The sequence below is a fragment of the Vibrio sp. R11-SG3-ISO3-SZ genome (assembly GCF_059834345.1).
The window spans coordinates 1-12,258 of the sequence record NZ_JCBDGX010000056.1 but is presented as its reverse complement, the minus strand read 5'-3'; the positions used below and the strand labels follow the sequence as shown (position 1 = coordinate 12,258).

Below are 12,258 nucleotides of genomic sequence, written 5' to 3'. Positions count from 1 at the left end.
AAATGCGAAAGGCTTGATCCATCGCAAACTTGGGGAGAAAAAATGTAAAGCGCCGCTGATCGCGGCGCTTGGTCTATTGGTTAATCAATACGTTTTAACTGAGCGAGGATAAAACAGGCCGTCGCGCAGATGACGACAGATGGACCAGCCGGGGTATCGTAATGCCAAGAGAGCGACAGCCCACAGATCACCGCGACACTGCCAATCAGCGATGCAAAGCACGCCATTTGCTCTGGGCTTTTGGCAAAACGTCTTGCCGCCGCAGCAGGAATGATCAGTAGTGAGGTCATGATCAAGGCCCCGACGTATTTCATACCAATCGCAATCACTAGGCCGACCAGCAACATTAAAATCAAGCGCATCAAATCGACGTTATGGCCTTCGACAGCCGCCAACTCTTCGTTGACGGTGGTAGAAATGAGCGGACGCCAGAAGACGATAAGCACCGCGCCAACGACGAGCGAGCCAAGGTAAATGTAGATCAAATCTGTGGGCGTGACGGCGAGCAAATCTCCGAACAAGTAGCTCATCAAATCAATACGTACGTGATCAAGAAAGCTGACGGCGACCAAACCGAGTGATAGGGCACTGTGAGCCAAGATCCCAAGTAAGGTATCGGTGGCGACCAACTGCTGGCGTTGCAACGTGACCAGAATCACCGCGAGCGCCAAACAGCAGACCACCAAGGCGAGATACAAGTTGATATTGAGCAAAAAGCCGAGTGCGATACCCATGAGCGACGCATGAGCCAAGGTGTCCCCAAAATAGGCCATTTTTCGCCACACGACGAATGAACCCAACGGACCGGAGATCGCCGCAATACCAAGACCGGCAAAGAGTGAGGGGAGTAGAAACTCAATCATGATGATGGTGTCCGTGAGAATGGTGAGAACAGGCCGTTGCATCGCCCGCTACGGGTTGACCGGATAAATCATGATGATGGTGGTCATGCTGGTGGTGATAAAACGCCAGTGACTCACGTTGAGCTTGGCCAAACAGCGCAATATAATTGGGGTGCTGTGTAATGTCGGCAGGTGCGCCGGAGCAGCAGATGTGATGTTGCAGACAAATCACATCATCGGTCTTGGCCATGACGAGATGTAAATCATGGGAGACCATAAACACCGCGCAGTTAAAACGGCGGCGTAGCGTATCAATCAGCTCATACAGATCGATTTGCCCTTGCACGTCGACCCCTTGCGCCGGTTCGTCAAGCACCAATAAATCTGGACGCTGTAACAGAGCCCGCGCGAGTAACACGCGTTGCGTTTCACCGCCAGATAGCGAATGCATATTGGCCATGAGCATGTGTTCTGCGCCCACCAGTTTGAGCGAGTCGATGATCTCTTGTTGGCTGTAACGCCCGGCCAGTTTAAGAAATCGCTCAACGGTCAAAGGGAGCGAATCATTCAGCTTGAGTTTCTGTGGGACGTAGCCGGTGCGCAGCCCTTTTTGGCGTGTGATCTGGCCGGTAAAGCGCTTCTGCAAGCCAAGCAGCACTTTGACTAAGGTGGATTTACCCGCGCCGTTTGGGCCAATCAAGGTGGTGATTTCGCCGCGTTTGATGGTCAAGGAGACCTTATCGAGCACTTTGCGCTCATCAAATTGGACCGAAATATTAGCTAGTTCGACGAGAGTCGACATGAATAGAACTCATTTGCAATTCAGTATTGTTATAATGTAACATTTATACTTTCTCAACGCTATAGAGCAGTCGTACATAAATGAAACGTTTCCTTCCTCTCTTGTTGCTTATCTTGAGCAGCAAGAGTGTCGTGGCCAGCGATATTATCGCGAGTATAAAACCGATCCAATTAATTTCGTATGAATTAACACTAGGCATCAACGAGCCGGATGTTTTATTGGCGGCCAACACCTCGCCGCACGATTATGCGTTGCGTCCGTCTGACGTGCGCCGAATCAACCAAGCGGATTTGATTATTTGGTTTGGCCCAGACCTAGAGCCTTTCCTTGACAAAATCTTAGAGGGGCGTGACAACGTGCTAACACTGAGCAAAATTGACGGTCTCCCTTTGCGTGAATATCAGGGCGATCATCATGATCATGACGGTCACGATCATGGCAGTCACGATCCCCACTTTTGGATGGGCGTGGACACGGCTTCTCAGGTGGCCAAAGCGATCAGTGCCAAGTTGATTGAGATAGACCCAAGTCAGCAAGCAGCATATCAAGCCAACCTTGCTCAGTTTGAAGCGCGCCTGCGCCAGCAGCACAATGAGATTGCCGCTCAACTCAGCAAGGTAAAAGATCAAGGCTACTACGTGTTCCACGACGCGTATGGTTACTTTGAAGAGGATTATGGCCTCAATCAATTGGGTTTTTTCACTGTCAGCCCAGAGCGCAAGCCAGGCGCGAAGACCTTGATTGCAATAAGGCAAGCACTGTCGAAGAAAGAGGCGAAATGCGTCTTTTCTGAGCCACAATATACGCCTGCGGTGGTCGAGTCCGTGACGCGAAACACCGACGTCAACCAAGGCGTGCTTGACCCCATCGGCGCAGACATCGTGGTAGAATCTGGCGGTTATTTCAACTTTATGCAGCAGATGGCGGACAGTTTTGAGCAGTGTTTATCGGACTAAGACGTTCAGATATAAAAATGTTCAGATATAGAGCGCAACGGACGTTTGGTGTAACGCGCTCAGCGCAGGAAGCGAGGGAAAAGGGAGACGACGTGTCTCCCTTTTTGCTTTCGGTCACAACGATTTGCCACAAAGAATGTGATAAGTGAGACGCAAACACCTTGTAATGACCAAGCGTTGTTAGATAATTATCGACTCAAAATAACTGCGCAGCGACTCTTGTCGCTGCGCGTCACTGATAGCAACAGGTGTATTTTGCGCGTCGTCCCTTTATCAAAACTGATGACTCAACTCATCGCTTTCTGGCTGTGCTTGAGCGCACACGTTGTAGTGGCCTCTCCAGAGGTCTTTTATTCTCTACCCAGTCAAAGTCAGGGTAAGGTCTTTGCCGCCAAACAGTTGTTTCTTGCTGAGGGCGGCGGTTTGTGGCTGCAAGATGTTCGAGCCCAAATCCTCTTTTTTGACGGTCAAAACGTGGCGCCGAACGTCGGCTCGGCGCTGACGCATGATGTCGATAAAGTGGCGTACGCTGACCATGCATTTTGGTCTTTCTTTCGCAATGAAATCTATCGAACGCTGCCAAATCAGGAGCGCGAACTGGTGTTGAGCCTCACTCCTGGCACTGATATTCATTCCATCGGCGCGTCGGGAGATTACATTTGGTTGGCCGATGAACGCTATTTTTACACCTACCATATCCCCAGTGGTGAACTCGATACGCTCTCTTTGATGGAGTTGTATCAGTTTACCCAATCCTCAACCATCATCATCAATGATGCGCAATTTGTCGTCTCCAAATGGGTGCTCGCCACCAATGCGGGCGCCTACGTCTCCGACCGACGTCATTTCGAACACGTGCCACTTTCGCAGCAGCATTACATTGAAAAGCTCCATTACTCCGCGAAGCGAGGCGAAATTGTGGTTGGGACCTTGTCGGGAGCGCTGGTGTTTAATATCCATCGTCCTACTCAAATGGTCGCCGACATTCCGGGTTCGCACGTGCTGAGCTTGGCAGAAACAGATGACGCGTATTGGATTGGCACTGAACACGGCTTGATTATTTACTCCCATAACGATGGTGCTGAACGCCGTCTTGGCTCCCAGCGTTTGGCTGGGCACCCGCTTTATGGAGAGCGTATCTACTCCATCGTCAACGATGAAGCGGGCGGTATTTGGTTGGCAACCGATAAGGGCGTGCGCTATTACTCCTTGTTCTCTCCCAATTTCCAGCGCTTTAATCCGCAATTGCTCAGCGAAGGAACGGAGCGAGAGCAACCCCTAATGTTGGAGCCAATGGCGCAGCGTCAAGGGTATTGGCTCTTAACGACACTCGGGCTCTATCAACTGGACCTTACAGATAGAGGGCAGAGGACATTAGTGTATCAAGGCGCTGTTAGTGATGTGATGGAGCATCAAGAGACCTTGTGGCTAGCGACCCCCAATGGCGTGATCACCTTACCACCCAGTCGCCTTGCTGAGCCACAACTGGTATCGAATGCACCGGTTGCCAAGTATCTTGAAGTTGACAGTCAGGGCCACATCTGGGGGGCCAGTGACCAGCAGTTATGGCGCTATGATCCCGAGCGCGCAGTGTTCCGTGATTTTGTCTCGGATTGGATGTTAACGCAGTACCTCCCAGCGCAACTGACGTATCTCAAATCGGCCGGTGAGCGTTTGCTGATCGGCACCGATCATGGACTCTATTTGCTCGAGCGTCGTGTGATTAAGTTTGTTGATGACAGCAGCCAATACGGCGGCGTGAGCCACATTATTGAGGTGGCAGATGATGAGCTTTGGGTGGCCGGTCAATACGGGCTCTATCGTGTTGATACGGCGACAGGGATCACCGAATCGCTAGCGTTGATTGAAGGCCATATCTCGCCAAAATGCTTGATGAGTAATGAGCAAGGTATCTGGCTAACGACATCTGCAGGGCTGTCGCAATACACATTGGCGGGGGCGCTCAAGGAGCACTACGGCGAGCCTTTAGGGCTGAGGAATAATGAGTTTGTCACTGGGCTTTGCGGCGCTAAATCTGGCCGCGAACACACCTTGCTGATGGGCTCAAGCCATCATTTGATGACAGTGGATACTGAGCGTTTAGCAAATCAAGCGCTCCCATCTGGTCGCGTCGTAGTCAGTCAAGTGAACGTTGGTCAGGAACGGGTCGCTTTGGGCCATTCACCGGATAGAAGACTAACCACAGAGTTTGGCGAGTCACTCTCCTTCCAATTTGGTGTGATGCCTCAGTTGAGTGGCGCGCAGATTGAGTATCGTTTAGATAACGAGCCTGAATGGCAAGTGTTGGAGGGGGTGACGCTGACCATCGAACACTTGCTACCCGGCTTGCATCAATTGAGCGTGAGAGTGACACACAACGGCCGACGCACCGGTCAGGAAGACCGCTTTCAATTTCTCGTTAATAAGCCTTGGTACTTAGAGCACAGCTCGATAGGGGCGGCCGTGGTGTTGCTCTGTGCGTGTATCGTCTGGATAGTGTATTGGCGATCGCGGCTAATGGCCAAAGCAAACCGAGCGCTTAAAGCGCAAGTGGAACTGAAAACCCACCAGCTTGAACACCAAAGCCGAGTGCTATTGGCGAATAATGTCCAGTTAAGGAAACAACTTCACATTCGGCGTCTTATTTACGCCCACTCTGTGGCGAGTTTACAGAGTAAGTTGACGATGCCGCCATACAACAGTGCGGAGTTTAAACCAGTGGTCGATAGGCTCAGTCAAGAGCTCGCGTTATCGATTTTTGCCCGCGAAGCGAATAAAGAGGCGGATCCGGTTTACCACTTTAATCTCATTTTTCATGCGGCGATCGATGGTTGGCAAGAAGAGATTCGTAAATCAGGGCAGAGCTTGGATATTGAGTGGCCACAAGATCAAGCGGTTTATCTCTCTCTAAATGCGTTCAACCTCGACGAAATACTTAACGTGCTGATTGATAATGTCATTAAGCGCGGCTATCGCAACCAGACGGTGATGATGCGTATTGACCACAATGTTGAGCGCCTTGCCTTGACGGTGCTAGATCAAGGGGAGTCGATCGACCATGCGGACCTCGGCCAAGATTACCTGATGAAAATGAGCCAGTTGGTTGAGGCGAGCGGTGGTAGTGTGACGATTCACTGCTCAAAAGAGCGCAATATGCAGGAGTTTACGTGGCCAGTGAGCGATCACTTCACTGAGCGCTCAGCCGTCAAGCAACTGCCGCACTCTGTGCAAGAAGAGAGGGACCCTTGGTTCGCCAAACTGAAAACCATTGTTGAAGCGCACTATGCGGAGGCGGATTTTGGCTTATCAAAGGCGGCGCAATTGCTCTATGTCTCAGAGCGCAGCCTTCAGCGCCGCTTAAAAAGCCATCAGCACACCACTTTTACCGAATATCTCAATGAAGTACGCCTCGATCATGCATGTCGACGTTTGCTAGCGGGGGAAAAAGTGTCGGATGTGGCGTTTGAATGTGGCTTTAACGATCCCTCGTATTTCAGTCAACGGTTTAAATATCGCTTTGGAGTGTCGCCGACTCAATTTGTCGAAGGGCAGGGGGAAGAGTAAAAAAATAACGTGGTATAGCCGGGGGGACTATACCACGGGTGTCAATGACACCTTCGCTTGCTGCCGGAGTGGCGCGCTGCGCCACCTCTGGAATTCAATGTCACTTCAGGCTGTGCCCTAGCGACCTGTTCACTATAAATACCCGCACTTATTTTACTTATAAAATTAACGCCATTTTACTATAAGAATTGCGCCAATCGTTTTAAGTGTATGAATTTTATTTACTTTATGTGGTTTTTTGATGATTTTATGTCATGTGGAATGTGGGGACGGTCTGAACAAGTGTCCCATTTTGACGGTATTGACGAGGCGAAAATTAACAAAAGTGACGAGGACAAAAATGCAAAGATTGATTTCAGACAATATCTGACCGGGTAGAGAGAGATATCATCTCAATAACTAATAGTAATATTTCTCATTTACACTATCGATTGGTCTGTTATGCAATTATCTCAGCTTTCTCCGGGTCAAACCGCGACCATCATTGGCTTTGGTCAGATGTCAAAAGAAGTACGCAAGAAACTCATGGTCATGGGGCTTCTGCCTAACACGGCGGTAACCTTGATTCGTGTCGCACCAATGGGAGATCCACTGCAAGTTGAAGTACGCGGTGTCTCATTGGCCGTTCGTCAATCTATGGCCAACTCGATTGATGTGGAGGTGCGCGCATGAATTACCAAATTCTCACTGTCGGCAATCCAAACAGTGGCAAAACGACCTTGTTTAACGGCTTAACGGGCGCGCGTCAGCAAGTGGGTAACTGGGCTGGCGTGACGGTAGAGAAAAAGACCGGCCGCTTTCACCATGCCGGCGATGATTTCTCTTTAACCGATCTGCCGGGTATCTACGCGCTTGATAGCGGGAACGATGGCAACAGCATAGACGAGTCTATTGCCTCCCGGGCAGTGCTTACTCATCCTGCGGATCTTATCATCAATGTCGTTGACGCGACCTGTCTTGAACGCAGCCTCTATATGACTTTGCAGCTACGCGAGCTCGGCCGACCGATGATCGTGGTGCTCAATAAGATGGACGCCCTAAAACGAGTCAGACAAACCATTGACGTCAACGCGCTAGAACGCGCTTTAGGTTGCCCCGTCTGGGCGCTCTCTGCCAACCGAAAGAGTGACGTTGAACAGTTTAAGACGCATATCCATAAACGTTTAGTGCAAGGCATTGCGCCGAAAGCATTTTGCTTGAATTACGGTGATGCGTTTGAAGCGGCGATTGATTCGCTCACATCGACCTTATCGAGTCAGGCTGAAGTGAATCCGCGTGCGTTGGCGATCCGAGCGCTGGAAAGTGACCGCTTGGTGCTCAACGGACTCACTCAAGCGTCAAGAGAAAAGGTACATCTGGCTCAGAGTCAATTGACGATGGATATTGATCTGCTGGTGGCAGATACCAAATACACCTATCTTCACCAATTGTGCCAACAGGTGCGTCGAGCCCAGGGAGTGTTAAGCCATTCATTCACACAAAATGTTGATAACGTCATTCTCAACAAGTGGGTTGGCGTGCCGTTTTTCTTTGTTGTGATGTATTTGATGTTTATGTTCTCCATCAACATCGGCAGCGCATTTATCGACTTCTTTGATATTGGTGTCGGCGCTTTGCTGGTCGATGGCGGCCACTACTTGCTCGATGATCATCTGCCCGTGTGGTTGGTGACTTTGCTTGCCGATGGCATTGGTGGCGGTATACAAACCGTCGCCACCTTTATTCCCGTGATCGCGTGTTTGTATCTGTTTCTCGCCATTTTGGAAAGTTCAGGCTACATGTCTCGCGCTGCGTTTGTGCTGGATAAGGTGATGCAAAAACTCGGTTTACCGGGTAAAGCATTTGTGCCTTTGGTGCTCGGGTTTGGCTGCAATGTACCCTCCATTATGGCCACGCGCACGCTCGATCAAGAACGAGAGCGTAAGCTGGCTGCCTCAATGGCGCCGTTTATGTCCTGCGGGGCTCGTCTACCGGTTTACGCGCTGTTTGCTGCCGCTTTCTTCCCGCAAAGTGGGCAGAACGTTGTCTTCGCCCTCTACTTACTTGGCATTGTCGCCGCAGTGTTGACGGGTTGGGTACTTAAGCACACGCTCTATCCAGGTTCGAGTGAGAGTTTAGTGATGGAAATGCCGGATTATGAGCTACCGACGATACCAAATGTGTTGATCAAAACTTGGCAAAAGCTCAAACGCTTTGTGCTTGGCGCGGGGAAAACCATTGTCATGGTTGTCGCGATCTTGAGTTTTATGAACTCGCTCGGTACTGATGGCAGTTTTGGGAATGAGGACAGCGAGCACTCGGTGCTGTCGCAAGCGGCGGTGTGGGTCACACCGGTATTTGAGCCCATCGGTATTGAAGCGGACAATTGGCCGGCAACCATCGGCATCATCACCGGCATTTTTGCTAAAGAAGCGGTGGTCGGCACCTTGAATAACCTCTACGCGCCCGCGCAAGGTGAAGAGAGTGAGTATGATTTATTAGCCAGTATGGAAGAGGCGTTTGCCTCGATCGGCGATAACTTGATTGGCCTGAGCTTTAGCGACCCGTTGGGCATTTCTGTGGGGGATTTATCCGACACCGAAGCGGTGGCAGAAGAGCAAGCGGTGGACGCATCGATTTTCGGTAACTTAAAGCAGCATTTTGCTTCTTCTCACGCAGCGTTCGCCTATCTGGTATTCATATTGCTCTATACACCGTGTGTGGCGGCGATGGGAGCGTATGTGCGTGAATTTGGCGCTCGATACGCACGCTTTATTGCCGTATGGACGATGGGGCTGGCCTACGGCAGCGCGGCCTTGTATTACCAAGTGGCGCATTTTACCGATCATCCTCTGAGTAGCAGCGTGTGGATTGCGGGGATTGTCGTTGTCAGTGCAGGCGTTTGGCGTGCTCTGAAAGTGGCGGGAAGACGAGAGCAAGCGTCGCTAGAGGTGCAAACCGCATGATCGTATCAGAGCTAAAAGCTTACATTGATCAATGTGGTACGGTGACCCAAGCGGAGCTTGCCAAGCGTTTTTCATTGTCGCTCGATGGGGTCGATGCCATGTTGGCGATATGGTTACGCAAAGGGAAACTGTCTAGGATAGATGATGTCAATGAGCACAACATTACGGTTCGGACACGATATGTGTCCGTCCGAAATGACCAGATTGCTATCATCACTAGCATGTAGACGTCTGCTGCTGTGGTGCTCGACAGAAGTTCAAACTCGTGTAAACAAGTGACTAAGCGACAGAACATTGCTCAAGCGAGTTGCTATCTCAATTTGTGCCTCGTCGCTACGATGTTCACCCGGCGTATTGCCCCAAACAGGGCCAGGCCAAGCCACATCATCCTTAAAGCGAGCGATATGGTGAATGTGCAGTTGCGGCACCATGTTGCCCAGCGCCCCAAGGTTCAGTTTATCAGGTCGAAAGGTGGCTTCCAGAGCTTGGCTCACCGCTTGTGACTCCAGCAAAAACTGTTGCTGTTCTTGCATCGGCAAATGGTGCAGCTCTTTGAGTTGCGCTCGTTTGGGCACCAAGATAACCCAAGGCACGGCACCGTCTTTGTGTAACAGCGCAACACAGAGGGGGAAGTGGCCAAGTAAGGTCGTGTCTTTAACCAGTTGGGGATGAAGTTCAAAACTCATGGTGAGGGTCCTTAGTCCATGGATAACAAAAAGGTTGATGCTTTCACACCAACCTTCGTTTCGTCGCCTGAATGGTCAAGGCTAGGCGCGATTACATGCGCTCAAGGGTATCGATACCCAACAGAGAAAGACCTTGTTTGATGGTCTTCGCGGTCAATGCCGCCAGTTTTAAGCGGCTTTGCTTGATAGACTCATCTTCGCTGCTCAAAATAGGGCATGCTTCGTAGAAGCTAGAGAATTGACCCGCTAACTCAAACAGGTAGCTACACATGATATGAGGCTGACCTTCGCGAGCCACTGACTGTACCGCTTCTTCAAATTGCAGAAGCTTAGCGATCAGCGCTTTCTCTTTCTCTTCCGTCACTTTAATCTCACCAGACAACGCGTCCATTTCGATTCCCGCTTTGGCGAAGATCGACGCAACACGCGTGTAGGCATACTGCATGTAAGGCGCAGTATTGCCTTCAAAGGCGAGCATGTTGTCCCAGTCAAACACATAATCCGTGGTACGGTGCTTAGAGAGATCCGCGTATTTCACCGCTGCCATCGCTACGGTCGTCGCGATGTTGGTTTTCTCTTGCGCATCAAGATCTGGGTTTTTCGATTCGATCAGTTTGATGGCACGCTCTTGCGCTTCGTCCAACAGATCAGCAAGGCGCACAGTGCCGCCCGCGCGAGTTTTGAATGGGCGACCATCTTTGCCAAGCATCATACCGAATGCGTGGTGCTCAAGGGTAACCTCTTCTGGTACGTAACCTGCCTTACGAACGATGGTCCACGCTTGCATTAGGTGCTGATGCTGACGTGAGTCGATAAAGTACAACACGCGATCAGCGCCTAGCGTTTCATAGCGGTATTTGGCACACGCAATGTCTGTTGTGGTGTAGAGGAAGCCGCCATCGCGTTTTTGGATGATGACGCCCATAGGCTCACCGTCTTTGTTCTTGTATTCGTCAAGGAAGACGACCTGCGCGCCATCGTCTTCTTGCGCCAAGCCTTTCTCTTTGAGATCGGCAACGATGCCTGGCAGCATGTCGTTGTACATGCTTTCGCCCATGACGTCGTCACGCGTCAAAGAAACGTTGAGGCGATCATAGTTGCGCTGGTTCTGGATCATGGTGACATCCACCAGTTTTTTCCACATTTCTGCGCAGTATTCGTCACCACCTTGCAGTTTGACCACGTAGTTACGGGCTTTCTCTGCAAATGCTTCATCTTCGTCGTAGAGCTTTTTCGATTCGCGGTAGAAGGCTTCAAGATCCGACAGTTCCATCGACACTTCGCCAGATTCTTTCTGTACGCGCTCTAGGTTGGCAATCAACATACCAAATTGCGTGCCCCAGTCACCGATGTGGTTAGCGCGAATCACTTTGTGGCCCAAAAACTCCAGTGTGCGCACCACCGCGTCACCAATGATGGTTGAGCGCAAGTGACCAACGTGCATCTCTTTGGCGACGTTTGGCGCTGAGTAGTCTGCGACGATGGTTTGCTGTGCTTCAGCCGCCACGCCAAGGCGCGCATCGGCAAGCGCTGCATCGGCTTGTTTTGCAAGGAAGGCTTCATCAAGGAAGATGTTAATGAAACCTGGGCCAGCGATTTCCGTTTTGCTGGCGATGCCATCGAGGTCTAGTACGTCCAATACTTTTTGTGCAAATTCTCGTGGGTTGGTGCCGAGTTTTTTCGCGACGCCCATAACGCCGTTCGCTTGGTAGTCACCAAACTGTGGTTTTGCAGATTGACGTACCGCTGCAGGGCTGCCTGCAGGTGCGCCAGCGGCTTCTAGAGCCTGAGAAACTTTGTCATTAATAAGTGCTTGGATATTCACTCGCGCTTCCTTCAATTCTCGGGAATTGGTTGGGTATGCATTCAATTTCGGCGAGCAGATGGGCATCTTGCTGCGCATAATATCCGTGGGGATAGGGTGAATGCATATCTCGATCTAGTTCATAAATTGGCGCACATAATAACAACTTTATCGCGGCGCTTATAGGGACTTAATTGGGAAATTTTCTACTTTTCAGCGCGAACTTGTTACTATTGCCGCAATCTCAACGTACTGGATGCAAAACCATGGCTCAATCCCTGTCAGACGCAGCGCTGTTGCCAGCGCAAATGAAAGCTAATTTGGATAACTTCATGCATAAAATTCGCGATTTAAGCGAGTTGCTGCATTTGGATTTGAGTCCTTACCAGGCGGATCACATCGCAATGCGCATCAATGACAATGCGTTGGCTGAACTTGCCCATCAGGCCTGGCGTGAAGAGGGTAAGGAAATCTCGACAGCGCGTATTAATGGCCGTCCCATCGTTGTGCTTGAGTTTCATCAACCTCTTGAAAGCTTGGGCTGGTCGATTGAGTGCTTAGAGCTCCCTTATCCGGCGCCCGGAAAAGTGTATCCAGAGCAAAGTTGGGAACATGTTGAATTTGTGGTTCCCTCACAGGCACAAGATGCCGAGGCTTAC

Annotated in this window: 10 protein-coding genes; 6 read left to right on the top strand and 4 right to left on the bottom strand. The window is 50.6% G+C overall.

What is annotated here, in order from left to right:
* Positions 1–80: 80 nt before the first annotated feature.
* Together znuB and znuC are read right to left on the bottom strand one after the other, a co-directional pair.
* Positions 81–863: a zinc ABC transporter permease subunit ZnuB gene (gene znuB / locus AC6R1O_RS07605; RefSeq protein WP_500631949.1), complete on the bottom strand. Its 783-nt coding sequence runs from the start codon at positions 861–863 to the stop codon at positions 81–83.
* Entirely contained in the window at positions 856–1,644 is a 789-nt protein-coding gene (znuC, locus tag AC6R1O_RS07600; protein WP_500633254.1) for a zinc ABC transporter ATP-binding protein ZnuC, read from the bottom strand. The genes znuB and znuC overlap by 8 nt, the downstream gene beginning before the upstream one ends.
* A gap of 80 nt (positions 1,645–1,724) precedes the next feature.
* On the opposite strand from znuC, the gene znuA reads away from it, so the two are divergent.
* The 5 genes from znuA (at position 1,725) to AC6R1O_RS07575 (ending at position 9,336) form a co-directional block, all read left to right on the top strand.
* A complete protein-coding gene (gene znuA, locus AC6R1O_RS07595; RefSeq protein ID WP_500656785.1) occupies positions 1,725–2,600 on the top strand; it encodes a zinc ABC transporter substrate-binding protein ZnuA in 876 nt (291 codons plus the stop codon).
* A gap of 282 nt (positions 2,601–2,882) precedes the next feature.
* Positions 2,883–6,164, top strand: a complete 3,282-nt coding sequence (locus AC6R1O_RS07590) for a helix-turn-helix domain-containing protein (RefSeq protein ID WP_500633252.1) — start codon at positions 2,883–2,885, stop codon at positions 6,162–6,164.
* Positions 6,165–6,605: 441 nt separating this feature from the next.
* Positions 6,606–6,836 carry a FeoA family protein gene (locus AC6R1O_RS07585; RefSeq protein WP_500631867.1) on the top strand — a complete coding sequence of 77 codons (231 nt, stop codon included), beginning with the start codon at positions 6,606–6,608 and terminating at the stop codon, positions 6,834–6,836.
* Positions 6,833–9,109, top strand: coding sequence for a Fe(2+) transporter permease subunit FeoB (feoB, locus tag AC6R1O_RS07580; RefSeq protein ID WP_500633251.1), 2,277 nt, complete (start codon positions 6,833–6,835; stop codon positions 9,107–9,109). The genes AC6R1O_RS07585 and feoB overlap by 4 nt, the downstream gene beginning before the upstream one ends.
* Positions 9,106–9,336 (top strand): FeoC-like transcriptional regulator, encoded by a 231-nt coding sequence (locus AC6R1O_RS07575; protein ID WP_500631869.1) that lies wholly within the window; start codon positions 9,106–9,108, stop codon positions 9,334–9,336. Before feoB ends, AC6R1O_RS07575 begins: the two co-directional genes overlap by 4 nt.
* A 30-nt stretch (positions 9,337–9,366) precedes the next feature.
* On the opposite strand, the gene AC6R1O_RS07570 is transcribed toward AC6R1O_RS07575, so the two are convergent.
* Together AC6R1O_RS07570 and argS are read right to left on the bottom strand one after the other, a co-directional pair.
* A complete protein-coding gene (locus AC6R1O_RS07570; protein WP_500633250.1) occupies positions 9,367–9,795 on the bottom strand; it encodes an HIT family protein in 429 nt (142 codons plus the stop codon).
* 91 nt (positions 9,796–9,886) lie between these two features.
* A complete protein-coding gene (gene argS / locus AC6R1O_RS07565) occupies positions 9,887–11,620 on the bottom strand; it encodes an arginine--tRNA ligase (protein ID WP_334551121.1) in 1,734 nt (577 codons plus the stop codon).
* A 245-nt stretch (positions 11,621–11,865) separates the two neighbouring features.
* Here argS and AC6R1O_RS07560 point away from each other — a divergent pair.
* Positions 11,866–12,258 (top strand): VOC family protein (locus tag AC6R1O_RS07560; RefSeq protein ID WP_500656784.1); only part of this gene is annotated, 393 nt, incomplete at its 3' end.

Coding starts and splice junctions, on each gene's coding strand:
- znuB (WP_500631949.1), bottom strand. CDS start 863: ATGATTGAGTTTCTACTCCCCTCACTCTTTGCCGGTCTTGGTATTGCG.
- znuC (WP_500633254.1), bottom strand. CDS start 1,644: ATGTCGACTCTCGTCGAACTAGCTAATATTTCGGTCCAATTTGATGAG.
- znuA (WP_500656785.1), top strand. CDS start 1,725: ATGAAACGTTTCCTTCCTCTCTTGTTGCTTATCTTGAGCAGCAAGAGT.
- AC6R1O_RS07570 (WP_500633250.1), bottom strand. CDS start 9,795: ATGAGTTTTGAACTTCATCCCCAACTGGTTAAAGACACGACCTTACTT.
- feoB (WP_500633251.1), top strand. CDS start 6,833: ATGAATTACCAAATTCTCACTGTCGGCAATCCAAACAGTGGCAAAACG.
- AC6R1O_RS07575 (WP_500631869.1), top strand. CDS start 9,106: ATGATCGTATCAGAGCTAAAAGCTTACATTGATCAATGTGGTACGGTG.
- AC6R1O_RS07585 (WP_500631867.1), top strand. CDS start 6,606: ATGCAATTATCTCAGCTTTCTCCGGGTCAAACCGCGACCATCATTGGC.
- AC6R1O_RS07590 (WP_500633252.1), top strand. CDS start 2,883: ATGACTCAACTCATCGCTTTCTGGCTGTGCTTGAGCGCACACGTTGTA.